Origin of the sequence: Saccharopolyspora sp. SCSIO 74807 (assembly GCF_037023755.1) — a bacterium.
Classification (GTDB): domain Bacteria; phylum Actinomycetota; class Actinomycetes; order Mycobacteriales; family Pseudonocardiaceae; genus Saccharopolyspora_C; species Saccharopolyspora_C galaxeae.
The window spans coordinates 4,489,151-4,514,066 of sequence record NZ_CP146100.1 but is presented as its reverse complement, the minus strand read 5'-3'; the positions used below and the strand labels follow the sequence as shown (position 1 = coordinate 4,514,066).

Here is a 24,916-nt window from a genome sequence, read left to right as displayed (position 1 = left end):
GGTCACTCCTCGGCACGCCAAGAATCGGTGCCCTCGCGGGAATCCGTGGATCATGACCGTAGAAGTGCTCGCGGATCCCCGTCCAAACCCGATTCGGCAACGATGCATACCCGTGTTGAATCGGCGGGTGCCTATTCGTCCGCGGAACCCTTCGCGTTCACCTGCGCGCCCACCCGCGCGACGACCTCCCGCAACCACCGGTGCCGCGCGTCCTGGCGGTGCGTGGGGTGCCACCACATCGCTTCTTTGATCGGCACCGCGGCGAACGGGCATTCCAGCAATCGCACCCCGGCGGCCGGCGCGATCTTGCGCGCGAGGCGCTGCTGGATCAGCGCGATCCGGCCGGTGCCCGCCACCAGGAACGGCATCGACTGGAAGTTCTCCACGACCACCTCGATCCGGGGTTCGACACCCAGCATCGTCAGCTGCCGCAACGCGGGGGTGTAATCGGTGGGCCGGTGGTGCAGCACCACCCACGGCAGGCGGGCGAGGTCGTCCTGGCTGAGCCGTTCGCCGACGGTCGCGTTGTCCGCGGCGACCATGCACAGCCAGCGGTCCTCGTAGAGTTCCACGGCCGGGTAGTCCGCGAGGAAACCGTGCGGCATGAACAGGCCGTCGGTTCCTGCCAGCGTCGCCGCGATGTCGTCAACCGCGGGCACGGTGATCTGGTGGAACCGCAAGCGAACGCCGGGGGCTTCGGCGTGGATGGTGCGGGAGAGCGGCTCACCGATCACGGCCAGCGCGTAGTCCGAGGTCGTGAAGGTGAACTCGGTGTCGGCAGCGGCGGGGTCGAAGCGGTTGTGCGTGTCGAACAACCGCTCCAGCACGTCGTGCGCCGAGGACACCCGGTCCAGCAGGGTCGTTCCCAGCGGGGTGAGCCGGTAGCCGTTTCCCGTGCGGGACAGCAGCTCGTCGTCGAAGTGGCGGCGCAGCCTGCTCAGCGCCGCGCTGGTCGCGGGCTGGCTGAGCCCGACACGCCGCCCGGCGCGGGTGACGTTGCGTTCCTCCAGCAGCGCCCGCAGCACGGGCACGAGGTTGAGGTCGAGTGCGTTCAGGTTCACGGGCCGGTGTTCACCTCACGAATGCTGATTCACGGCACGAATGCTGACCATATGGGAAATCGATTTTGTCGATGCCTGCTCGGCCCGTGAGAGTAGAGGGCGCGCCGGGTTCTTCGCGCGCCAGGCCGGATCGACGGCGTTCCCGCGACGACCGCGAGCGCGCGCCCGAACGACCGAGCAAGGAGGAAAGATGACCGAAGTTCTGCTGTCCCAGCTGGCGCACGTCGAAGTGTTCAGCCCGCGCCCGGACGACACGGTGCGGTGGTTCACCGACACCCTCGGGCTGGAGGAGACCACGCGCGACGGTCGTTCCGTCTACCTGCGCGGCTGGGGCGAATGGCTGCACCACAGCGTTCAGGTCACCGAAGGCGACCAGCCCGGGATGGGCCGCGCCGGGTGGCGCACCCAAGGGCCCGACGACGTCGCCACCATCGCCGAGCGAGTCGAGTCCTCCGGGATCCGGGGCGAGTGGTTCGACGACCTCGCGGGGCAGGGCCGCACGTTCCGGTTCCGCGCACCCGGCGGTCACCTGCAGGAGGTGTTCTGGGAGGCCGAGCGCTACCAGGCTCCGCCGCAGCTGCGCACGGACATGCCCGACCGCCCGCAGAAGTACCGGCCGCGCGGCGCCGCGGTGCGCTACATCGACCACGTCACGATCGGCACCGACGGGATCGACCGCGACGTGGAGTTCTACAAGAGCCACCTCGGGCACCGGCACACCGCGCGGGTGGTTCCGGAACTCGGTTCGGACATGACGGTGTTCTCCACGCTGACCACCAACCACAGTGGACACGACCTCGGCCTGGTGCCGGATTTCTCGGGCGTCGGCGGGCGGATCAACCACGTCGCGTTCTGGGTCGATCAGCGCTGCGACGTGCTGCGCGCCGCCGACGTGTTCCTGGGCGACGACACGCTCATCGAGTTCGGTCCGGGCGTGCACGGCATCGGCGAGATCACCTATCTCTACGTGCGCGAGCCCGGCGGGTTGCGCATCGAGCTGAATTCCGGCGGATACCGCAACTTCCTGCCGGACTGGGAGCCGGCCACCTGGACTCCGGACCTCGGTTCGGTCAGCTTCTACCGCAATCTGGGGATGCCGGAGTCCATGATGGAGTCCTTCCCGCCCGCGGCGATCAACATCGACGAGTTGAAGCGCACCAACCAGTTCGCCTGAACCCGATGCGCAGCGAGGACTCGATGCCGCTCCCAGCACCGTTCGCCCTGGGAACCTTTTCCGACCGCCAGCGGGAACCGTTCCCCGGCCTCGTCGTCGATGACCGGGTCCTGGACCTGCGCGGAGCCCTCGACCCGGGCCCGCATTCGGTGCAGGTCCTGTTGGAGCAGTGGCAGCGCGTGCTGCCGGAACTGCGCGAACTCGCGCGCGACGATGCGCGGGCCTGGCGCGCGATCGGAGATCTGCGGGTGCACGCGCCGGTGCAGCCGCGGCAGATCTTCCAAACCGGGGCCAACTACCGCCGGCACGTCATCGATCTGGAGCTCGCGCACCGCTCCCCCGACGATCCGCGCCCGCCGGAGCAGGCCCGCGCGGAGATCGCCGAGGTGATGGACCGGCGTGCGGCCGATGGCGTGCCTTACGTGTTCATCGGCCTGCCCGGCGCGATCACCGGTCCGTACGACGACGTGGTTCTGCCGTCGTGGTGCGCGAAACCGGACTGGGAACTGGAACTGGCCGCGGTGATCGGCGAACCCGCGTACCGGATCGCGCCCGCCCAGAGCCTCGCGCACGTGGCCGGGTACACGATCGCCAACGACCTCACCGACCGGGCGAGCGTGTTCCGCAGCGACATGCCTGCGATCGGCACGGACTGGCTGCGCGCCAAGAACGCTCCCGGTTTCACCCCGGTCGGCCCCTACCTGGTGCCCGCGGAATTCGTCGGCGACCCGTCGGACCTGCGGCTCACGTTGCGGCTCAACGGAGAGATCAAACAGGACGAATCCACATCGGACATGCTGTTCGATCTGGCGCGGGTGATCTCCTACGTCTCGCACACCGCGCGGTTGCTGCCCGGAGACCTGGTGCTGACCGGCTCGCCCGCCGGGAACGGGATGCATTGGGGACGGTTGCTGCGCAGCGGCGATGTCATGGAATCCACCATCAGCGGGCTGGGCGCGCAACGCACCCGCTGCGTCGCGGAGGAGCAGCGGTGAACCGGCAAGATCCCGAGTCCGAAGTGGCCGAAGCGGCCCGCCGCTGCCGCAACTGGGGGCGGTGGGGCCCCGACGACCGGCTGGGCACGCTGAACTTCCTGGACGCGGCGAACCGTCGCGGGGCTGCGCAGCTGGTCCGCCGCGGCGTGAGCCTGTCGCTGTCGCTGCCGTTCGACATGGACGGTCCGCAGAAGGGCTGGCGCCGCCGCACGAACCCGGTGCACACCATGCTGGACACCGGAACCGACGCCGCGATGGGGAAGCAGGGATTCCCGCACGGAATCGGCGGCGCCGACGACGTGATCTCCATGCCGCTGCAGTGCTCCACGCAATGGGACGGGCTGGGCCACATCTTCGATCGCGGCAAGGCGTGGAACGGGCGCGACGCCGCGGAAACCGTCACTTCCGATGGCGACCTGGTAACCGGTGTGCAGCACATGGCCCCGCACGTCGCCGGGCGCGGCGTGCTGCTCGACGTCGGCCGAGTCATCGGCGGCGGCGAACTCCCGGACGGTTTCGCCATCACCGAGCGGCAGCTGACCGACACCGCCGAATCGCACGGCGTGGTGCTCGACCGCGGCGACATCGTGCTGGTCCGCACCGGGCAGCTGGCTCGCGCCAAGCGGGACGGTTGGCACGACTACGCGGGCGGCCCGGCACCAGGTTTGTCGTTCACCACCGCCGATTGGCTGCACCGCAGCGAAATCGCTGCGATCGCCACCGATACGTGGGGATTCGAGGTCCGCCCCAACGAGTTCGAGCACGCTTTCCAACCGTTGCACCAGGTCGCCATCCCGAACATCGGCCTGCTGATCGGCGAGATGTGGGACCTGGAGGCGCTCGCCGCCGACTGCGCCGCGGACGGCGTGCACGAGTTCTGGCTCACCGCGGCTCCCCTGCCGATCACCGGTGCGGTCGGTTCTCCGGTGAACCCGATCGCCGTCAAGTAGTTCGCCGTTCCCACGGCAGGAGTCGTGGAAGGAGTCAGCATGTCCACCAGTCGAGCCGTCCTCGTCGTCGGCGGCGGTACCACGGGCAACGCCTTGGCGGTGCTGCTGCGCCGCGCGGGTGTGGCCGTCGACCTCGTCGAGTCCAAGCAGGACTGGGACGCGACCGCCGGTTCCGGGATCACGTTGCAGGGCAACGCCTTGCGAGTGCTGCGCGAGGTCGGAGTCTGGGGCGATTTGCGCGCGCAGGGCTATTCCTTCGACTCGCTCGGCATCCGGGCACCGGACGGCTCGCTGCTGCACGTCGGCGACGATCTGCGCACCGGCGGGCCGGAGCTGCCCGCGACGCTGGGCACGGATCGCGCGCAGCTGCAACGGCTGCTCATCGACCGGGTGCGCGGCGCGGGCGTCGAAGTGCGGCTGGCGACCACGATCACGTCGCTGCAGCAGCACCCGGATCAGGTCGAAGCCGCCTTCTCCGACGGCACCGGCGGCCACTACGACTTGGTCGTCGGCGCGGACGGACTGCACTCGCGCACCCGGGAACTGATCGGCATACCGGATCGGCCCGCACCGACCGGAATGGACATCTGGCGGGCGGCCGTGCCACGTCCACCGGAGGTGACTCGAACCGAGATCGTCTACGGCGGGCGATGCTGCATCGCCGGGTACTGCCCGACCGGGCAACGCAGCATGTACGCCTACCTGGTCGAGCGCACCCGGGATGGCACGAACCTCCCGCGGAGTTCGTACGCTGCGGAAATGCGCTCGCTCGCGGAGGGCTACGGCGGGCCGTGGCGGGGTATCCGCGCGGCGCTCGCGGACTCGGCGCAGGTCAATCGCACCCGGTTCGACCACATGCTGATCGCCGGTCCCTGGCACCGCGGCCGGGTCGTGCTGGCCGGGGACGCGGCCCACTGCTGCCCGCCCACGCTGGCCCAGGGCGCGGCGATGTCCCTTGAGGACGCTTCCGTGCTGGCCGAACTGCTCACCACGCGAAACGCCTGGGACGAGCCGTTGTTGGCCGAATATCAGCAGCGCCGGTCGCGGCGGGTGCGCCCGGTGGTCGAAGCTTCCGTGCAGATCACCAAGAAATTGCTGGCCGGTGCGGACGGCGCGGCCATCCCGGAGATCATGGAACCCGCGATGTCCGGCCTCCAGGAGGCACCGTGATCATCGACGTGCACGCGCACGTGCTGCTGCCGCGCGTGGAGGAGGCGGTGGCCGGGCAGCCGGGACTCGACGTCGCCCGAGAACTCGACGCCCGCCGCAACGGACCCGAAGCGCTCGCCGTGAACGGGCCGATGGTGCGGGCACGCATTCCGCTGCTGACCGAACCATCACATCGATTGTCCGCAATGGACCAGTCCGGAGTGGATGTTCAACTGGTGAGCCCATCGCCGTCGCACTACCACTACTGGGCGGAGGCGGAACTCGCGCAACGGGCGCATCGGCTGGCCAACGAACTCACCGCCGAGCACTGCGCCGCCGCGCCCGACAGGCTCCGCGGACTCGGGCTCGTACCGCTGCAACACCCCGATTCGGCGCCGGCGATCCTCTCGCACGCGATGGAAGCCGGATTGCTGGGTGTGCAGATCTCCAGCCACGCCCCGGGACGCGAGCTGTCCGATCCGGCGTACGAGCCGTTCTGGGCGCGCGCCGAAGAAACCGGCGCAGTGGTGTTCGTGCACCCGTTCGGCTGCACGCTCGACGAGCGGCTGAACCGCTGGTACCTGTCCAACACGGTCGGGCAGCCGGTCGAGAACGCGGTCGCGCTGTCCCACCTGATCTTCTCCGGTGTGCTGGACCGGCATCCCGGTCTGCGGATCATCGCCGCGCACGGCGGCGGATACCTGCCGACGCACCTCGGCCGCTCGGACCACGCGTGGCGCACTCGTCCCGATGCCGCCGGGTGCGAGCACCCGCCCAGCAGCTATCTGCGCGGGCTCTGGTTCGACTCGCTGGTGCACGATCCGCACGTGCTGCGCGAGCTGGTGCGCGCAGCCGGAGCGGATCGCGTGCTGCTCGGCTCCGACTTCCCGTTCGACATGGGCACTTCCGATCCGGTGGGCGCGCTGCGAGCCGCGGAACTGCCGGAACAGGAATTCCGCGCTGTCGGAGGAGAAAACGCCGCGGCCCTGCTGAGATTATCGTCCTAATAGGAGGATCAACGGATGCGTTTCGCCACGTATGAACACAACGGCCGACGATCTTCCGGCATCGTCGGCGAAGACGGGACGCTGCACCCGCTGCGGGATTCGTTGACCGAGCTGGTGCTCGCCGGAGCCGACCTCGGCACGCCCCCGCGGGAGGCGTCGCCGGGTCCGCACGTCACTGAAGTGCGGCTGCTTCCGCCGCTGGAGCCGCGCAGCATCCGGGATTTCGTCACTTTCGAGGAGCACGTCGAAGGTGTCCGCCGCAGCGTCGACGGCAGCGGCGGAGTGCCCGAAGCCTGGTACGCCGCCCCCACGTTCTACTTCACCAACCCGCATTCGGTGCTCGGCGCGCACGACGAAGTCCCCGTCCCGCCGGGCTGCGCAGCCTTCGACTTCGAGCTCGAAGTGGCCGCTGTCGTGGGCCGCACCGGCACCGATCTGACGGCGGAGCAGGCCCGCGAGCACATCCTCGGCTACACCATCTTCAACGACTTCTCGGCTCGGGACCTGCAATCCGCCGAGATGAAAGTCGGGCTCGGCCCGTGCAAGGGGAAGGACTCGGCGAGCACCCTCGGTCCGTACCTGGTCACCGCGGACGAACTGGAACCGCACCGCGACGACGAGGGCTTCCTCCACCTGCGACTCACCGCGGAGGTCAACGGCGAGGTGGTCGGCTCGGACCTGCTTTCCAACATGAGCTGGACGTTCGAGGAGATGCTCGGCTACGCCTCCCGCGGAACCCGGGTCCTGCCCGGAGACCTGCTCGGCTCGGGCACCTGCGGCAACGGCGGCTGCCTCGCCGAGCTCTGGGGGCGGCACGGGCGTGGAGACCCTCCGCCGTTGCGTCCCGGCGACGAGGTCACGCTCACCGCCGAAGGGATCGGCAGCGTTTCCAACACGGTCGTTCCAGGCGTGCCGGTGAAACCGTTGCCCCGGGCGCGGAAACGCTCCCGCACGCGCCGCTGAGTGCACGCAGCGACTCCTTGCCCGCGGCTGATGACTCCGCGTAACGTCGCCAGCACGCTTGCGTCCCGCGACCGCGAGGTGCCCGATGTCCAACGCGACCCCGATGTCGAACGCGACTTCGCCGCTGCCACCAGGCCCATCGATTCCCCGCTCGCTGCAAACCGCGCGCGCCGTGCTCTCGCCGCGGCTCGGTCTGCCGCGGCTGCGCGCCCGGTACGGGGACACGTTCACCATCCAACTGGCGCTTTACGGCAAGGCGCTGGTCATCAGCGATCCATCCGAGGTCAAGCAGCTGTACCGGACCAGCCCGGAGATCGCCGACAACCTCGATGTGAACCTGGGCCGGGTGCTGGGTTCCGGATCGCTGTTCGCGATCACCGGTGCACAGCACCGCAAGCAGCGCAAGCTGCTCGTTCCGCCGTTCCACGGCCGCCGGCTCGCCCGCTACGAGCAGATCGTCGAGCAGGAGGCGATCGCCGAATTCGCCTCGTGGCCTCAGGATCGGCGGTTCGCGACGCTGCCCTCGATGCGGCGCCTCACGCTCAACATCATCCTGCGCACGGTGTTCGGCGCGCGGGCCGCCGAGTCCGCCCGCCTGCGCGAGCTGCTGCCGCAGCTGGTGACGCTCGGCTCGAAGCTGGCCGTGCTCCCGGTGCCGGACAGCGGTGTCGGACCGTGGAAACCGTGGCAGCGGTTCCGGCGATTGCGGGCCGAATACGACCGGAGCATCGCCGCGATGATCGACCACGCGGAGCAGGACTCCGATGTGGACGGACGCGATGACGTGCTGGCGCTACTGCTGCAAAGCCGCTACGACGACGGTTCCCGGATGGACCGCAGCGAGATCGCCGACCAGCTGCTCACGCTGCTATCGGCCGGGCACGAGACGACCGCGAACACGCTGGCGTGGGCGGTGGAACGGCTGCGCAGGCATCCGGCGGTGCTGCGCGAACTCACCGAGGAGGCCGATTCCGGTGGCAGCGCACTGCGCGCCGCCGCGATCACCGAGGTGCAGCGCACCCGGCCGGTCGTCGTGCTCACCGAGCGCAAGATCAAGGCGAACGGCCTGCAGCTGGGGCGCTGGTGGCTGCCGGCGGGATCCATCGTGTTCACCAGCGTCGACCTGGTGCACCGGGACCCGCAGCTGTTCCCGGACCCGGACACGTTCGATCCGCACCGGTTCCTGGGCGCGAAACCCGATACGTACCAATGGATTCCGTTCGGTGGCGGTAATCGGCGTTGCATCGGTGCGGCGTTCGCGACCATGGAGATGGACGTGGTGCTGCGCACGATGCTGCGCGATTTCACCTTGCTACCGACCACCAAGCCCGGCGAGCGCTGGCGTTCCCGCGGAATCGCGCACGCGCCCGCGAAGGGCGGCCGCGCGGTGGTGCGGCGGCGAACCTCCAGTGGCGAAACCTGCGCAATACTGTGACGACATGCGCAGAACCGAACGGACAGGAGTGCTGATGCCGCGCAGAGTCTGCGAGATCTCCGGACGGCCGGTGGTGATCACGGGCGCCGCGTCCGGAATCGGCCGCAGCCTGGCACGGCGGCTGTCCCGGACCGGCTCGCCGGTGGCCATCGCCGATGTGGACGAAGACGGCCTGAAAGCCACCGCTGAGTCGCTGCGCGCTCCGGTGCTCACCCGCGTGCTCGACGTGCGACACGCAGCCGACCAGCGGAGGTTCGCCGAGGAAGTACGGGGTTGGATTTCGGCGCCGCTGGCGGCGGTGTTCAACAACGCCGGTGTCGCGCTGAGTTCGACCGTGCGGGATGCGTTACCCGAAGACGAAGAGTGGCTGCACGGCATCAACTTCCACGGCGTGGTCAACGGAACCCGAGCGTTCCTGCCACTTCTGTCCGAACAGGACGAAGGCGTCGTGGTGAACACCTCCAGCGTGTTCGGGCTGCTCGGCATGCCGCATCAAAGTGCCTACTGCGCAGCAAAATTCGCCGTCCGGGGCTTCACCGAGTCGCTGCGCCACGAGCTGCGCGGCACCGGCGTGCGAGCGGTGACCGTCCACCCGGGAGGAATCACCACGAACATCGCCCGCAACGGGCGAATCCATCGGGATCCGCTCGGCATGGGCCGGACGCACGACCAGCTCGCCGACCAGTTCGAGTCGCTGACGATGACTTCACCGGACAAAGCCGCGCGGATCATCCACCACGGCGTCGAACGCGGCAAGGCGCGCATCCTGGTCGGCCCGGACGCCTACGCGTTGGACGCGCTCGTGCGGATCGCGCCGACGCAGTACTTGAACATCCTCGACGGACTCCGAGCCCGGCTACCGGAACGACTGAGGAAGGGCACGTGAGCGGTTTTCCAACGTGCTGTCCGCAGTGGACTGACATTGCAACGAGCGGACGACTCGCCGACCGCCTGGCGAGATTCTGCGCGGCGAAGCTCGGTGCGGTCCCGGCCACGCCGCTGTCCGGCCGGTTTCCCGCGCGGTCCGAATCGCCGAGCTCCGTTGTACGGTAAAACCGATCCGGCCCGACATCGAAGGAGCGACGTGCAGCTGCGCGCGGTGGGCAAACGATACCGGCGAGGACCATGGGTGCTCTCCGGTGTCGATGCCGACCTACCGCCCGGTGAGCTCGTCGCATTCCGCGGCGCCAACGGCTCCGGCAAGTCGACACTGCTGCGCATCGTGGCCGGAGCGAGCCGGCCCAGCAGCGGGCGGGTGCTGGGGCGCCCCGGCGAGATCGGGTACGTCCCGGAACGCTTCCCGGCCGACGACCGCATGTCCGCCCGCGGCTACCTCACGCGCATGGGCCGCATCCGCGGACTGCGCGGGGAAACCGCTGGCAGCCGCACCGACGAGCTGCTGACCCGGCTGGCTCTGACCGGCGGTGCGGACCGCTCGCTGAGCACGTTGTCGAAGGGCAACGCACGCAAGGTCGCACTCGCCCAGGCGCTGCTGGTACCGCCCCGGTTGCTGGTGCTGGACGAGCCGTGGTCCGGTCTGGACGCCTCCGCGCAGGCCGAACTGGCCGGGATCATGCGGGAGATCGCCGATTCGGGCGGAGCGGTCGTGTTCACCGACCACCGCGAGTCGGTCGTGCGGACCAACGCCGACATCGTCTACCAGGTGACCGGCGGTCGCGTCGCCCTCGACAGGGATGCTGGGCAGGAGGCTCCGGCCCCGACCCGGCTGGTGCTGCGCGCCCCGAGCGGTCTCGTGCGCAGCGCGGAGTGGGAAGCCCGCGATGGCGTGCTGGACGTACAAGCCGACTCCGACCGCATCGTGGTGCACGTGAGCGCGTCGCACGCCGACCGGATCGTGCTATCGGCGCTGCACGACGGCTGGTCGCTGGTCACCGCAGCTCCGGCCGACCAAGGCGATCGGAGCACGCGATGATCGCGCTGGTCCGCTACATCACCGCCGTCGTGCTGCACTCGCAGCGGTTCCTGCCGCCGCTGATGCTCTTCGCAGGCGTCGCGATCATGTTCATCGCCGGAACCGGGACCAGTCCGGTCGTGGGCACCTACGGTACCGTCGCCGGAGTGCTGTTCGCCTGCTCGACCTGGTTCACCCTCGTGCTGGTGGCCGCCGAGGACCCGGTCCGGCGCGAGATCACCGCGGTCAACGCGGGCGGTTTCCGCCGGGTTCTGATCGCGACCGTGCTGGTGGCACTCGCCGGTTGCCTGCTCGTCTCCGGGGTGCTGCTGGTGTCGGCACCGCTGTTCGCCGCGCATCCCATCGGGGCCGCAGAGCTCGCCGCGGGGTTCCTCGCCCAGTTCACCGCGGCCAGCACGGGTATCGCGGCCGGGCTGGTCAGTTCCCGGCTCGTCCTGCCCCGCGCCGGGCACTCGGTGCTCGCCGCGCTGGCGCTGGTGGCGATCTTCGCGCTCGGCACGGGGTTGCCTCCGGTCAACCCGACCGTCCGGCTGCTGGCGAACACGTCCGACGCGCCCGATGCGCTGGCGGGTACCGCGGCCTACGCCGGTGTCGCACTGCTCCTGCTGATCGGCGGCACGGTTGTCGCGCACCTCGTGTCGACCCGGCGGGACTGAGTCCGCGCCGATCAACCCGCCAGCCATCGCCCCTCGCTGCCCATGGACCACGAGCACCCCGCGCGACCACTAAGGTTCCGCGCATGGACGCGCGGCGCCGGATTCCAGCCACCGACCGCATCCTGAACGACCCGCAGGTCGCGGACGCGGTCGACCGGCTCGGGCACGAGCCGGTCAAGACGATCGTCCACGACGCGCAGGAACGCGCCCGGCTCGGCGAGATCGAACCGGATGCGGTGCTCGACGCGACGCTGGCCGCGCTGCCGGCGGCCGCGACCGGCCTGCGCCGGGTTCGCAACGCCACCGGAGTTCTGCTGCACACCAACCTCGGCCGCGCCGCGCTGTCGGAGGCCGCGCTCGAAGCGGTCGGCGCTGCGGCGGGCACCAGCGACGTCGAGCTGGATCTCGACAGCGGTCGGCGCGGGCCGCGCGGCCGGTCCACGACCTCGGCGCTGACCGAGGCGGTGCCTGCGGCCGGAGCCGCGCACGTGGTCAACAACGGCGCGGCCGCGCTGGCGCTGGTGGCCACCGCGCTCGCGGCCGGGCGCGAGATCGTGCTCGCCCGCGGCGAGATGGTCGAGATCGGCGACGGTTTCCGGATCCCGGAGCTGCTGACCTCGACCGGGGCGCGGCTGCACGAGGTCGGCACCACCAACCGGGTCCGGCTGCGCGACTACGAAGCCGCGATCGGCCCGGACACCGGCTTCGTGCTCAAGATCCACCCGTCGAACTTCCGGGTCACCGGGTTCACCTCCAGCGTGCCGGTGCCGGCGCTGGCGCAGCTGCCGGTGCCGGTGGTCGCCGACATCGGTTCCGGGCTGCTGCGGCCGCATCCGGTGCTGCCGGACGAGCCGGACGCGCAGACCACCCTGGCCGGTGGCGCGGATGTGGTGACCGCGAGCGGGGACAAGCTGCTCGGCGGACCGCAGGCCGGACTGGTCCTGGGTTCCGCGGAGCTGGTGCGGCGGCTGCGCGGGCACCCGCTGGCGCGGGCGCTGCGGGTGGACAAGCTGACGCTGGCCGCGCTGGAAGCCACCGTGCGCGGGCCGCGCACGCCGACCGCGCGCTCGCTGGAACGCGACTCCGCCGAGCTGCTGCGCCGGGCCGAACGCCTCGCCGCCGAGCTGCGGGAACGCGACGTGCCCGCCACCGCGCGGCCCAGCTCGGCGACCGTCGGCGGTGGCGGCGCCCCCGGCGTCGAGTTGCCCAGCGCGGCCGTGGCACTGCCGGAGCACTTCGCCAAGGCGCTGCGCACCGGCCGCGTCCCGGTCCTGGGCAGGCTGGAGCACGGCGAGTGCCTGCTGGACCTGCGCGCCATCGACCCCACCGACGACGCGGTGCTGCTCGAAGCGGTCGCGGCGGTGGCCGGATGAGGGTCATCGCAACGGCCGGACATGTGGATCACGGCAAGTCGACGCTGATCCGGCTGCTGACCGGGATGGAGCCGGACCGCTGGTCGCAGGAACGCAGCCGGGGCATGACGATCGATCTCGGTTTCGCCTGGACCGAACTCGCCGGGCGCACGTTGGCGTTCGTGGACGTGCCCGGGCACGAGCGGTTCGTGCCGAACATGCTCGCCGGGATCGGGCCGGTTCCGGCGGTGCTGTTCGTGGTAGCCGCCGATGAGGGCTGGCAGCAGCAGTCCACCGAACACCTCGACGCGCTGCACGCGCTGGGCGTGCGGCACGGGCTGCTCGCGGTGACCCGCTGCGATCTGGCGGATCCGGCCGAGGCGACCGAGCAGGCGCAGCAACGGCTCGCCGACTCGCGCCTGGGCAAGTTGCCCGTGGTGCACGTCAGCGGGCGCACCGGCGCGGGGCTCGGCGAGCTGGAGCAGGCGCTGGTGGCGTTGGCGGACGGTTTGCCGCAGCCCGATGCCGGAGCGGACGTGCGGCTGTGGGCGGACCGCGCCTTCACGATCAAGGGCGCGGGCACGGTGGTGACCGGAACGCTCGCGGCCGGCACATTGCGCACCGGCGACAAGTTGCTGCTGCATCCGGGCGGGCGGCAGGTGTCGGTGCGGGGATTGCAGGCGCTCGGCACCGATCGCGGCGAAGTGTCCGCGGTCGCGCGGGTGGCGGTGAACCTGCGCGGCGTGCCGTTGGAAGAAGTGCGGCGCGGCAACGCCCTGCTGACTCCGAGCCGGTGGTTGAGCACCGGCGTGCTCGACGTGCGGCTGGGCGATGCGACTGCGGAAGACCTTCCGCGGCATCTCACGCTGCACATCGGCTCGGCCGCGGTGCCTGCTCGGGTGCGGCCGCTGGGCGCGGACACCGCTCGCCTGTCGCTGCGTTCCGAACTGCCGTTGCGGATCGGCGATGTCGCGCTGCTGCGCGATCCGGGTTCGCACCGGATCAGCGCCGGAGTGATCGTGCTGGACGTGCGTCCGCCGCAGCTCCGCCGCCGCGGGGCGGCTCGCGAACGGGCCCGGACGCTGGCGGAGATGAGCGGTCGCGCGGACGGCTCGGCCGAGTTGCGCCGTCGGCGGCTGGTGCGCCGGGACGAACTCGGCGCGATGGGCGCGGTCGTGCCGGACGATGCCGCGGAAGGCGGTGGCTGGCTGCTCGATCCCGCGCATCGCGACGAACTCGCCGCGCGGCTGGTGGATCTGCTCGATCGGCACCGGCAGGAGGAGCCGCTGGCCGACGGGATGCCCGCCGAAGCCGCGCGCCGCGAACTCGGCCTGCCCGCCGCCGCGCTGCTGGAGACGGTGTTGCGGACCGAGACGGCGCGGGCGATCACCACCGGCTCCGGGCGGTTGCGGCTCGGCACGGCTCAGTGGCCGCCCGAGGTCGCAGCGGCGCTGGATCGGTTGCGGCGCAAGCTCGGCGAAGCGCCGTTCGACGCACCCACCGCCGATGAGCTGGCCGAACTCGGCCTCGGCGGCAAGCAGCTCGCCGCGGCCGTGCGCGCCGGTGAGCTGCTGCGGCTCGCACCGAGTCTGGTGCTGCTGCCCGGCGCAGACCGCCGAGCCTTGGACATGCTCGCCGAGCTGCCCGCACCTTTCACGCTCAGCCAAGCCCGCAAAGCGCTGGGCACATCCCGGCGAGTCGCGGTCCCGCTTCTGGAACACCTAGCCGCCCGAAACCACACCGAACACCTGCCCGACGGCACGCACCGCCTCCGCGCCTCCGAGTGAACGGACCGCTCCAAGGTGCGGGTCTGGGACTTTGCCGGTGTGTGTGCTTGGTGCGGTCGATCTGCCGGAGGACGTAGGGCACGTCGTCGACCGCGCTCGTGGGTGTCACGTTCGCGCACCGCGTAGGGGTGCGTTGCTGCACGGCGGCCTCACGAGCCCCCGGAGTCGGCGGGAACAGTCGCTTGACCGGTCAGAACTTGCCGGGCCAGCTCGGACAGCGACAACTCGTGAGTCAGCGCGTGGGCCCGCAACCGCAGGGACGCCTCTTGCAGGCCCACCCCCAGTCGCACCGCCAGCATGCCGACGGCTTGGTGCACCTGGTCGCGCTCCGCGGCCGGGCCCGCAGGCGGGCGGGTTTCCGAGGTCAGCGGTTCGGCCGGGTCGCTGTGCAGCAACTCGACGGCCACCTCGGCGAAGGCGTGCGCCTCAGTCAGCGCCTGCGGGGTCAAACTCTGCGAGCGGAACCGGTGCACGGTCAGCACTCCCGCCAGCATTGAGGCGGTCTGCAACGGAAACGCGAAGACCGAGCCCACGTTCTGTGCCAGCGCGGCCGGCACGAACCCCGGCCAGCGACCCGTGGCATCGGCCAGATCCGGCACCAGAACTGGGCACGCGGAGGCGAACGCCTCGGTACTGGGCCCTTCGCCGACCGTGAGGTGCAATTCCTCCAGTCGCGTGCTGGCTCGGTCGCTGGTCGCCACCGGTTCCTGCAGCACTCCGGGTGATGCCGCCCGGTCGTCGGGTCGTGCGTGGGCCATCACCGTCACGCTGGCCCCGTCCACGTCCAAGTCCGGGCAGGCCATCCGGCACAGCACCCCGTTCGACAGCGGCTCGTGGCCGCGACGCGCTGCGTCGGCCAGTCGCGCATAAACGCGGCCGACGCGATTGCCTGTCATGGCCCCATGCTGACACCCACCGGCAGGCACAGCGCATTCACCGAGGCCGGAGACTCATTAATATGGGAACTGATGCGCACCCACGGCACGGTCCCCACGGCGTCGGGCCACGTCCCTTACGGGCACCTGTGCTGGGCCTACACCGGCCGGTCCGAGTTCCGCACCCGCGCGGTGGAATACCTTTCCGACGGGGCCGCCGTCGGGCAATGGCTCGAATACGTCGGCACCGGCAGCCGGGAGGCGCTGCAGGCCGAACTCGCCGAGACCGATCGCCTCGCCCGGCTGCTCGACGACGGCGCCCTCGTCGTGACGCCCGTCGACGAGTTCTACGCCCTGCAACCCGGCAGCACGACCGTGGACCCGCACGCAGCGGTGACCGCCCGCGTAGGGGCCACCAAACAGGCCCTCGCGGACGGCTACACCGGTTTCCGCGCCGTCGTCGACGCCACCGCCATGGTCGCCACCCCCCATCAACGTGCGGCCTTCGTGCAGTTCGAGCACCTCATTGATCAGATCATGGCCAGCCTGCCGGTCACCGCACTGTGCGGCTACAACCGCACCGAACTCGGCCATGCCGCGGTGGCCGAGCTGGCCTGCCTGCATCCACTGTCCAATACGGACGGTTCCTTCCGGCTCTACGCCCAACCCGACGGCAGCCTCGCCTTGGCCGGGGACATCGATCATCGGTGCGCCGAGCTGTTCATCCACGCCCTGGGCGCCGCCGCCGACCTCGCGCCCGACCAAAACGTCATCCTCGACCTGCAGGCGCTGACCACCATCGCGCCCGACCAGCTGCTCGAACTCGACCGCCTGGCCCGCGAGCACGAACGCGTCATCGAGCTCCGTGCCATCCCGCCGGCAACTACTCGGCTGATCCACGAACTCCGGCTCACCCACCTCAGCACCACATCCGAGACCTCCTGACCCAGACCGCGCGATAGACCGGTCGAAAGCGACCGGCACACCGGACGCTCCCGCTCGCGTGTCACCGACGCGGTGTGTGATTACCCGTTCCGCGGGGAAACCTGGGGCTGCCGTCGTCCCGCCCCGGTGTCGTGCGATCTGCGGGGCGGCGGCGCCTGGTCGTGCTGGGCCGGCGGTGAAGGAGGCAGGTCATGGCGCGCAAGATCTGGACCGGCTCGATCAACTTCGGGCTGGTGACCATCCCGGTCGGCCTCTACGCCGCCACCGAGGACCACGGCATCTCGTTCCACCAGTACGAACGCGGCACCTCGGACCGGGTGCGCTACAAGCGGGTCAACGAGCGCACCGGCGAGGAGGTCGACTACGGCGACATCGTCAAGGGCCGCGAGGTGGACGGGAAGCTGGTGACGGTGGAGCCGAAGGAGCTCGACGAGATCGCCCCCGGCCGCTCCCGCACGATCGACATCACCTCGTTCGTCGACCTCGACGAGATCGACCCGGTGTACTTCCAGCGGACCTATTGGCTCGCGCCGAACGCCAAGGAGAACCAGCGGCCCTACGACCTGCTGCGCCGCGCGATGGAGCAGACCAACCAGGTCGGGATCGCCACGTTCGTGCTGCGCGGCAAGGAATACCTCAGCGCGGTGCGCGCCGACGAGACCGCGCTGGCGCTGAACACGCTGTTCTTCGCCGACGAGATCCGCGATCCCGGCGACATCGTCGGCGAGATCGAGTCCGCGCCTTCGGACAAGGAACTGCAGATGGCCGAGTCGGTGATCGAGTCGATGACCGGCGACTGGCAGCCGGAGGACTACGCGGACACCTACACCGCCCGGGTGGAGGAGCTGGTCGAGGAGAAGGCCCGCGGCATCGAACCCGAGCCCGGCGAGGCGCCGCCGCAGGCGACCAACGTCACCGACCTCACCGAGGCGCTGCGGCGCAGCGTCGATGAGGCGCGCCAAGGGCGCAGCGTCGATCAGGCGCACAAAAAGCGCAGCCGGGGGCGCGGCAAGCGGGCGGAGCGGGACGAGCTCGGCGAGCTCAGCAAGGGCGAACTGGACAGCCGCGCGAAGGAACTCGGCGTGCGCGGGCGGTCGAAGATGAACCGCGCCGACCTGGAGGCCGCGGTGCGCGACGCGCAGAACGCGCCACGCCGCGCCTCCTGATGCCCGGGCGGACGCCATGACCGCGCAGCGGGTGACCGTGCAGGTGCAGGACCAGCGGCTGGAACTGTCCAACCTGGACAAAGTGCTGTACCCGGCCGCGGATTTCCGCAAGCGCGACGTGATCGACTACTACCGGCGGGCGGGCCCGGTGATGCTTCCGCACCTGCGCGACCGGGCCGCCACGCTGATCCGGTTCCCGAACGGGGTGGACGGCGGCTCCTTCTACGAGAAGGACGTCTCCCGGCACGCCCCGGACTGGGTGCCGACCGCCCGGCTGGTCAGCGGCGCGCAAGGCCGCGGCCGCGCGGTGAACCACCACGTGCTGATCGGCGAGCTGCCCACGCTGGTGTGGACGGCGAACCTGGCGGCGCTCGAACTCCACGTACCACAGTGGACGGTCGGGCCGGAGGATTCGCGGAACTGCCCGGATCTGCTGGTGTTCGACCTCGATCCGGGCGATCCCGCCACGATCGTCGAATGCTGCCGGGCCGCGGAGCTGCTGCGGGAGATCCTGACCGCCGAGGGCCTGCGCGCCTATCCGAAGACCAGCGGCTCCAAGGGATTGCAGCTGTACTGCCCGGTGCGCACCACCGGCGCTGAGCGGACTTCGGCCTACGCCAAGGAAATCGCCTTGCGGCTGGAGGCCGAGCACCCGGGCGAGCTGCTCGCGAAGATGAATCGCTCGGCGCGCGCAGGCAAGGTTTTCCTGGACTGGAGCCAGAACAACCCGGCCAAGACCACGGTGGCGCCGTACTCGCTGCGCGCCCGCGCGCAGCCGTCGGTGTCCACTCCGGTCACCTGGGACGAGGTGCGGGCGTGCCGCGAACCGGAGGATCTGAGTTTCACCAGCGATCAGGTGCTGCACCGCCTGGACCGCGACGGCGACCTGCTGGCCGACCTGCACGAGAACCCGCACCCGTTGTGAGCGGTGTGCGCACGACCACACCGATCAGGAATTTCCGGCCGCGGGGGGCGTGTTTGGACGGATGACACCCGCGGGAAACACGGACTACGAGGAGTGCGCGAACGAGAGAGGTGGACATGACCGGCTTCTTCGGACCCGGTGGCGGTTTCGGTTCCAGCCCGTTCGACGATTTCCTGGCCCGCTTCATGGGCGGGGGCGGGGAAGGTCCACAGCAGCCGCAGCAGCCGCAGCGGGTCGACATCACGCGCCTGATGAGCAGGCACGCGCAGGAGATGGTCGCCGATGCGGCCCGGCTGACCGCCGAGCACGGCGGGCGCGATCTGGACTCGCACCACCTGCTGTGGGCGGCGACCCGCTCCGAGACCGCGCGCGGCATGCTCGAGCGAGCCGGGACGGACCCGTCCACGCTGGCCCAACGCATCGAGCAGGAGCTGCCGGAGGGCACCGCCACCGAGCAGCCGCCCGCGCTGACCCCGGCGGCGAAGCGGGCACTGCTGGATTCGCACCAGATCGCCCGCGCCGTCGGCTCGTCCTACATCGGCCCGGACCACCTGCTGCTGGCGCTGGCGGCGAATCCGGACTCGCACGCCGGGCGCCTGCTGTCGGCCTTCCACGTGACGCTGGAGTCGTTGCAGGCCGGACCGGCGGGCACCGCCGGCGGAGGCGGCACCCGGACCGCGGAGTCCGGCGAGGCGGCGAAGACGCCCACGCTGGACCAGTACGGCCAGGACCTCACCGCCCGCGCCCGCGACGGCGAGCTGGACCCGGTGATCGGGCGCGACGACGAGATCGAGCAGACCGTCGAGGTGCTGTCCCGGCGCACCAAGAACAATCCGGTGCTCATCGGCGAGGCCGGGGTCGGCAAGACCTCGGTGGTCGAGGGCCTCGGGCAGCGCATCATCGACGGCACGGTGCCGGACGCGCTCAAGGACAAGCGCGTGGTGCAGCTGGACCTGTCCGGCGTCGTCGCGGGCACCCGCTACCGCGGTGACTTCGAGGAGCGGATGAACAAGCTGCTCGAGGAGATCAGCAAGCACCGCGACGAACTGATCATCTTCATCGACGAGCTGCACACCGTGGTCGGCGCGGGCGGTTCGGAAGGCGCGGTCGACGCGGGCAACATGCTCAAGCCGAAGCTGGCCCGCGGCGAGCTGCACGTGGTCGGCGCGACCACGCTGGAGGAGTACCGCAAGAACATCGAGAAGGACGCGGCGCTGGAACGCCGCTTCCAGCCGATCACCGTGGACGAGCCCAGCGTGGCCGACACCGAGCGCATCCTGTGCGGCCTGCGCGACCGCTACGAGGCGCACCACCAGGTTCGCTTCAGCGATGACGCGATCAACGCGGCCGCGGAACTGGCGGATCGCTACATCACCGACCGCTACCTGCCGGACAAGGCGATCGACCTGATCGACCAGGCGGGCGCGCGCAAGCGGCTGCGCACCGGCACCCCGGGCACCGACCTGCGGGAGCTGGAGAGCCGCGCGGACGCGCTGAACCGGGACAAGGCCCAGGCCGTCTCGGACGAGGACTACGAGCGCGCTTCGTCGCTGCGCGACGAGATCGCCGAGGTGCAGCGCCAGATCGCCGAGCAACGCGAAGGCGGGCCCAACGGCATCCCGGTGGTCGGCCGCGACGACATCGCCGAGGTGGTCTCGCGGGCGACCGGCATCCCGGCAACCCAGCTCACCGAGGAGGAGAAGTCCCGCCTGATGAAGCTGGAGGACCAGCTGCACCAGCGGGTGGTCGGCCAGGACGAGGCGGTGCACGCCATCGCCCGCGCGGTGCGGCGCTCCCGCACCGGCATGGGCGACCCGAACCGCCCGGTCGGCACGTTCCTGTTCCTCGGCCCGACCGGCGTCGGCAAGACCGAGCTGGCCCGGGCGCTGGCGGAATCGCTGTTCGGCGACCAGGACCGGATGGTCCGGCTGGACATGAGCGAGTTCCAGGAGGCGCACACCGCCAGCCGGATGGTCGGCGCCCCGCCCGGCTACGTCGGCTACGGCGAGGCCGGTCAGCTGACCGAGACGGTGCGGCGGCGGCCTTACTCGGTGGTGCTGCTCGACGAGATCGAGAAGGCGCACGCCGACGTGTTCAACACGCTGCTGCAAGTGCTGGAGGACGGGCGGCTGACCGACGGCCAGGGCCGCACGGTGGACTTCACCAACACGGTGATGATCATGACGAGCAACCTGGGCTCGGACATCATCTCGAACCGCTCCGGCGTGCTCGGCTTCTCCAGCCGGGGCGAGGAGCAGGCCGAGGAACCCGCCCGCGAACGGCTGATGAGCCGACTGCGGGATTCCTTCCGGCCGGAGTTCCTCAACCGGATCGACGAGGTCGTGGTGTTCCGCCGCTTGGAGAGCGACCAGCTGCACCGGATCACCGAGCTGCTGCTGGAGGACACCAGGGAACGCCTGCACACCCAGGACATCGAGGTGGACTTCAGCAACGCGGCGGTGGACTGGATCACCGAGCACGGCCACCAGCCGGACTACGGTGCCCGGCCGCTGCGGCGCACCATCCAGCGCGAGGTCGACGACTCGATCTCCGAGCTGCTGCTGGAGGGCCAGCTGGCCGAGGGCCAGCGGGTCGAGGTGGACACCTCCGGTGACCAGTTGACCTTCGCGGTCCGCCCGGCGCTGGAGGCGGGCGCCGGAACGTCCTGATCCCCCTGCGCATCCCACTGCGCACTGCGCCCCGTGCCGGTCCGGCACGGGGCGCAGTCATGCAAAAAAGGACTTGACCGCTCACCGGACCGGACGGTGACGCAGCGGATCTCGTTGGTTATTCTGAGCATGCCGCCGCACCTCCCCCTCGTGCGGCGAAGGACGCCCAGGGCTTGAACCCCCAGCAAGCCCTGGGCGTCGTCCTTTTTCCGCTGTCGTGGGCCAGCCAACGACCGCCCGGGCGACCAGCTCGTGCATGAGGTCATGAGGTTGGTGACGCCTGAGCATGGCCCCTGAGCCCGGGCCCCGCCCTCATGCCTGCACCTCATCCGCCAGAGTTCCGGCAGCGTGCTGTCGAGTTGGCCCGCCTGCGAGAAACCGGTCGCCGAGGTGGCCCAGAGCCTGCGGATCAGCGAGTCCTGCCTGCGGAACTGGATGGCCCAGGCCGACGCAGATGAGCACGAGAACCAGCCCGGCTGAGCAGCGCCGAGAAGAAGGAGTTGGACGAACTGCGGATCACTCTGAAGCCACGCGCGTTCTCGGCTTTGGTCGCTCCGCATCGGCGCCGTTGAGAGCATAAATACTGCTCTATTTGGCTTAGTAACGATGCGCGAATTTGGTGCTTCCGGGCCAACTTTGAGAGTTTTCCGATGTTCGAAGGGTAAGACTCCCTATGATCCGCGCGGAAAAGCACAGATCAGCGTAAGGGTGCGACTGATCCGGCGGGCTCGATCTTCCCGGAAGTAGGGTTCTAGTGGCGCTTTCAGTTTTTGCACCCGCGGAGAAGAAAGGCTCTCGTGGTTCAACGCTACCTGCTTTTTGATTCAACCTGTTCCGTATGCAGTGGGCTTGCTCGCGATGTAGAGAACCATAGTGGCGGTCGACTGGTTGCACAAAGCCTGTATGATTCAAAGATTCAACAGCTGCTCGATAAGGCAACGCCGAACTGGCCGTGGGAACCTACGGTGCTAGAGGTAGAAGATGGTCAACCTAGAGCCTTCACCGGGCTGTTGATGCGTATTCGACTCCTCTACGTTCTCGGACCGCGTAGCTCATATCAAATCGCGCGTTTGATGGCGCGGACTCAAATTGCACAGATATCTGACTCGGACTCTGCGCCAAAGAAGTTCCTCAAGAAAGTGGGTGGAACCTTAGCTGGCGCTACTGGCTTGTCCTTATCGGGTACGAGGCCTGCAGCTGCCAGGGAAACCATCGCGGTCAAGTCGATCGAAGACTTGCCGCAACATGCTCGTCGGGAGGGCGTCAGGGCTATTAGCGACCTCCAGTCGGTAGATGAGGCTGGGGGCGGCTCTCACACGACCGGGAACATTAAGAGTGTCCAGTTTACTCACTCGACTCCTGACAGGTCGGGAAAGATCATCAGTGAGGTATCTGCTGCGCGCGACTCGTTTGAGCTGGTTCGAAACGGCAGCACCGTCTTAAAGGTTGCCATGGACAAGGCTGAGCGCGCGTTTGACATCGAAGATTATTCTGGGCGCAGCACCCACTTCATTTTCACAGCTGATGGAGTTGTTTCTGACGACGGGATTGCATCTGAATCCACTGAGATCGTACAGCGGAACCGTGATGATCTAACTTTGGCTGCGTCGGTGCAAGCGGATTTGGCAATGCTGGATGCGCCATCAAATCACCGCCGAGCAAGCAGGAGGTATCTGATAAGGTAAATTGCCAGTGTCGCCCCTCGCTTAATAGTCGCGGGTCGAGCTACGGGGCGAGCAAAAGTTCTGCATGTCAAGGTGCGCGCGATGATGCGAATACTAAGTGCTCGAACTGCTCCTGCCTCGGTTGCTGTGGCTGGTTGAGTCCTACTTGTGATTGCGCGTGCGGTGTTGGTGATTATATGTGCTCCTGTGGAATCACGGGATTTGCGTGCGACCCACACTGCCTTCCGCAGTGTCGTTGACATGTATCGGGGTCAGGTTTGAGCTTTGAGTGAGACTCTGGCGAGGCGAACTCGTTTTGGAGTCTCGCCTCGCCAGAGCATCGATCCTGGTGAACCATCGGGTGGCGCAGTCGTCTGCAGTGATGAAATCATTTGAAGCCTGTCCCGCGAATATATACACTGCGTGTACTTGATAAAATCTGCTGACCGCTGGGCACCTGTGGCGCTTTTTGGCGAAGTGATCGTATGATATTCAAATGCTTCATACTGGAGAGATTGCTATGAGTTTTGGTTTGAACCCTATGGAGGTCGTTCTACTGGGGGGTGTCGCGCTCGCCGTTGTCGGACTGATCGTCTTGCTGGTTATGGTCTTGGTAAAGTATTTCCGGTAGGTGCATCGGGAGCAGTGAAGGTCTGTGCCGCTTCCACGCGCGCCACGGGATACGGATTGGTTGCAATCTGAACCAAACCGATCCGTTCGGAGACGCAGGCTTCAGCGCTCAGCAAGGGCCGGGTGCCTGACGGGCGGCTCAGTCCTCGGCCAGGCGGGGCGGGAAGCCGCCGGTGGCGATCGGGCCCCAGTCGTCGATGGTGACGCGGATCAGCGATTTGCCCTGCTTGCGCATCGCTTCCCGGTATTCGTCCCAGTCGGGGTGTTCGCCGGAGATGCTGCGGAAGTACTCGACCAGCGGTTCCACGCTCTCCGGCGGATCGATCACCTCGGCGCGGCCGTCGACCTGCACCCAGGCCCCGTTGAACTCGTCGGAGAGCACGCACACCGAAACCTGCTCGGAGCGCTTGGCGTTGCGGGTCTTCGCCCGCTCCGGGTAGGTGGAGATCGCGATGCGGCCCTGCGGATCCACTCCGCAGGTCACCGGCGAGAGCTGCGGCCTGCCGCCGGTGCGCTCGGTGACCAGCACGGCGCGGTGCCTGGGACGCAGGAATTCGAGCAGTTCCGCGCGGTCGACCCGGGTGTTGGTGGCGATGGTGGCCACGGTGTTCCTTCCCGTCGGGGCTGTGCCTGCCGCCGAGTGGCGGCCCGGTGCGGAACTTACCCGAACGCTGCGCCCGCCGGCCGCCCGCAATTCGACGATCAACTGACGAAACAAAGTTCCTTGATCGCTTCGATCAGCAGGAAAAATCACCTGTACCGCACGGTCATGTGAGTGACGAAAGACTCTGCGATCTGACCGCGGCGGCCCGTAGGCTGCGCAGCGGGCCGAGCTGAGGGGCAGCGGAGCGGCTCGCACGGATCTGGGGAAGCCGGCCACGCGCCGCAGCACGCCGGGCGCGCCGGCTCGCAACACCGCATCGGGCGGGACCGGGGAGGCGACGTTGCCGAGGACGGACACGATCGCGCGCGCGTTCCTGAACTACCTCTACGACGAGGACGACTTCCGCCCCGAGGTCGCCGGTTTCCTCGCAAGCGCGCACGCCGGGTCGGTGATCCCCCCGCCGCAGCGCGCGGAACTGGTCGAGGTGGTGCGGTTGCTGCAGACCCGCGAGCTGGTCGCCACCGGGCGGGAAAGCGCCGAAGGGCTGCCGCTGCGGGCCGGGCTCACCGGTTCCGGGTTGATCTGCGTCAGCGACCACGGCGGCGACGTCGCCTCCTGGGACGGTGCCGCGCCGGTGGCGGTCGCCGAACCGCCCGAGGTCGTGCCGCCGCGCTCCCCGGCCGAGCCCCCGACCGTGCCGCGGGAGTCGCTGGAGGGCATCGCGCGAGTCGCCCGGGTCGCGTTGTTGGCGCTGCCGACCGTGCACGCCCGCTACGGCGAAGCCGAAGCGGTGCAGCGCGTCGCGAACGGCCTGTGGGAAGCAACCCGCGCGCCCCGGCCGGATCCGCGCCGGGTGCGCCTGCTGGCGGCGAAGCTGCGCTCGGAGCTGGGCACCGGTTCGATGGCGAACACGCTGGGCGTGGTGCTGATGGACAGCCTGGACGAGGCGCTCCGGGAAGCGCAGCTGCCGTGACTC

Annotated in this window: 22 protein-coding genes; 19 read left to right on the top strand and 3 right to left on the bottom strand. The window is 69.3% G+C overall.

Annotated elements, in window-relative coordinates:
* Positions 1-131 precede the first annotated feature (131 nt).
* Entirely contained in the window at positions 132-1,061 is a 930-nt protein-coding gene (locus V1457_RS20640; RefSeq protein WP_338596158.1) for a LysR family transcriptional regulator, read from the bottom strand.
* 190 nt (positions 1,062-1,251) lie between these two features.
* Here V1457_RS20640 and V1457_RS20635 point away from each other — a divergent pair, with 190 nt between their 5' ends.
* The 12 genes from V1457_RS20635 to selB all read left to right on the top strand — a co-directional run bounded on the left by V1457_RS20635 (position 1,252) and on the right by selB (position 14,462).
* Positions 1,252-2,235, top strand: a complete 984-nt coding sequence (locus V1457_RS20635; protein ID WP_338596157.1) for a VOC family protein — start codon at positions 1,252-1,254, stop codon at positions 2,233-2,235.
* Positions 2,236-2,240: 5 nt separating this feature from the next.
* Positions 2,241-3,230: a fumarylacetoacetate hydrolase family protein gene (locus V1457_RS20630; protein ID WP_338596156.1), complete on the top strand. Its 990-nt coding sequence runs from the start codon at positions 2,241-2,243 to the stop codon at positions 3,228-3,230.
* The gene (locus tag V1457_RS20625) at positions 3,227-4,180 is read left to right on the top strand and encodes a cyclase family protein (RefSeq protein WP_338596155.1); all 954 of its coding nucleotides are present in this window, start codon (positions 3,227-3,229) and stop codon (positions 4,178-4,180) included. The genes V1457_RS20630 and V1457_RS20625 overlap by 4 nt, the downstream gene beginning before the upstream one ends.
* 39 nt (positions 4,181-4,219) lie before the next feature.
* Positions 4,220-5,350, top strand: coding sequence for an FAD-dependent monooxygenase (locus V1457_RS20620; protein ID WP_338596154.1), 1,131 nt, complete (start codon positions 4,220-4,222; stop codon positions 5,348-5,350).
* Positions 5,347-6,336, top strand: a complete 990-nt coding sequence (locus V1457_RS20615; RefSeq protein ID WP_338596153.1) for an amidohydrolase family protein — start codon at positions 5,347-5,349, stop codon at positions 6,334-6,336. Before V1457_RS20620 ends, V1457_RS20615 begins: the two co-directional genes overlap by 4 nt.
* Before the next feature lie 15 nt (positions 6,337-6,351).
* Entirely contained in the window at positions 6,352-7,299 is a 948-nt protein-coding gene (locus V1457_RS20610; protein WP_338596152.1) for a fumarylacetoacetate hydrolase family protein, read from the top strand.
* An 85-nt stretch (positions 7,300-7,384) separates the two neighbouring features.
* The gene (locus V1457_RS20605) at positions 7,385-8,734 is read left to right on the top strand and encodes a cytochrome P450 (protein WP_338596151.1); all 1,350 of its coding nucleotides are present in this window, start codon (positions 7,385-7,387) and stop codon (positions 8,732-8,734) included.
* Between the two features lie 4 nt (positions 8,735-8,738).
* The gene (locus tag V1457_RS20600) at positions 8,739-9,620 is read left to right on the top strand and encodes an SDR family oxidoreductase (protein ID WP_338596150.1); all 882 of its coding nucleotides are present in this window, start codon (positions 8,739-8,741) and stop codon (positions 9,618-9,620) included.
* Between the two features lie 198 nt (positions 9,621-9,818).
* On the top strand, positions 9,819-10,667 hold the full coding sequence (locus tag V1457_RS20595) for an ABC transporter ATP-binding protein (protein ID WP_338596149.1): 849 nt from the start codon (positions 9,819-9,821) through the stop codon (positions 10,665-10,667).
* Complete coding sequence (locus V1457_RS20590; RefSeq protein ID WP_338596148.1) at positions 10,664-11,323, top strand: hypothetical protein; 660 nt, start codon at positions 10,664-10,666, stop codon at positions 11,321-11,323. The genes V1457_RS20595 and V1457_RS20590 overlap by 4 nt, the downstream gene beginning before the upstream one ends.
* 83 nt (positions 11,324-11,406) lie before the next feature.
* Entirely contained in the window at positions 11,407-12,696 is a 1,290-nt protein-coding gene (gene selA, locus V1457_RS20585; RefSeq protein ID WP_338596147.1) for an L-seryl-tRNA(Sec) selenium transferase, read from the top strand.
* A complete protein-coding gene (gene selB, locus V1457_RS20580; protein WP_338596146.1) occupies positions 12,693-14,462 on the top strand; it encodes a selenocysteine-specific translation elongation factor in 1,770 nt (589 codons plus the stop codon). Before selA ends, selB begins: the two co-directional genes overlap by 4 nt.
* A gap of 149 nt (positions 14,463-14,611) precedes the next feature.
* Here the strand turns inward: selB and V1457_RS20575 are convergent, their stop codons facing one another.
* Positions 14,612-15,358 carry a GAF and ANTAR domain-containing protein gene (locus V1457_RS20575; protein ID WP_338596145.1) on the bottom strand — a complete coding sequence of 249 codons (747 nt, stop codon included), beginning with the start codon at positions 15,356-15,358 and terminating at the stop codon, positions 14,612-14,614.
* A gap of 72 nt (positions 15,359-15,430) precedes the next feature.
* Here V1457_RS20575 and V1457_RS20570 point away from each other — a divergent pair, with 72 nt between their 5' ends.
* From V1457_RS20570 to V1457_RS20545, 6 genes are all read left to right on the top strand, one after another.
* Positions 15,431-16,282: an MEDS domain-containing protein gene (locus V1457_RS20570; RefSeq protein ID WP_338596143.1), complete on the top strand. Its 852-nt coding sequence runs from the start codon at positions 15,431-15,433 to the stop codon at positions 16,280-16,282.
* A gap of 191 nt (positions 16,283-16,473) precedes the next feature.
* The gene (locus tag V1457_RS20565; RefSeq protein WP_295141791.1) at positions 16,474-17,448 is read left to right on the top strand and encodes a Ku protein; all 975 of its coding nucleotides are present in this window, start codon (positions 16,474-16,476) and stop codon (positions 17,446-17,448) included.
* A 16-nt stretch (positions 17,449-17,464) separates the two neighbouring features.
* On the top strand, positions 17,465-18,373 hold the full coding sequence (gene ligD / locus V1457_RS20560) for a non-homologous end-joining DNA ligase (RefSeq protein ID WP_338596142.1): 909 nt from the start codon (positions 17,465-17,467) through the stop codon (positions 18,371-18,373).
* 116 nt (positions 18,374-18,489) lie between these two features.
* Positions 18,490-21,042 carry an ATP-dependent Clp protease ATP-binding subunit gene (locus tag V1457_RS20555; RefSeq protein WP_338596141.1) on the top strand — a complete coding sequence of 851 codons (2,553 nt, stop codon included), beginning with the start codon at positions 18,490-18,492 and terminating at the stop codon, positions 21,040-21,042.
* A gap of 348 nt (positions 21,043-21,390) precedes the next feature.
* Entirely contained in the window at positions 21,391-21,522 is a 132-nt protein-coding gene (locus V1457_RS20550; protein ID WP_338596140.1) for a hypothetical protein, read from the top strand.
* Positions 21,523-21,839: 317 nt separating this feature from the next.
* Entirely contained in the window at positions 21,840-22,727 is an 888-nt protein-coding gene (locus tag V1457_RS20545; protein WP_338596139.1) for a hypothetical protein, read from the top strand.
* A 748-nt stretch (positions 22,728-23,475) separates the two neighbouring features.
* Here the strand turns inward: V1457_RS20545 and V1457_RS20540 are convergent.
* Entirely contained in the window at positions 23,476-23,940 is a 465-nt protein-coding gene (locus V1457_RS20540; RefSeq protein WP_338596138.1) for a PPOX class F420-dependent oxidoreductase, read from the bottom strand.
* A gap of 340 nt (positions 23,941-24,280) precedes the next feature.
* Between V1457_RS20540 and V1457_RS20535 the strand changes: the two genes are divergently transcribed.
* The gene (locus tag V1457_RS20535; RefSeq protein ID WP_338596137.1) at positions 24,281-24,913 is read left to right on the top strand and encodes a hypothetical protein; all 633 of its coding nucleotides are present in this window, start codon (positions 24,281-24,283) and stop codon (positions 24,911-24,913) included.
* Positions 24,914-24,916: the final 3 nt, after the last annotated feature.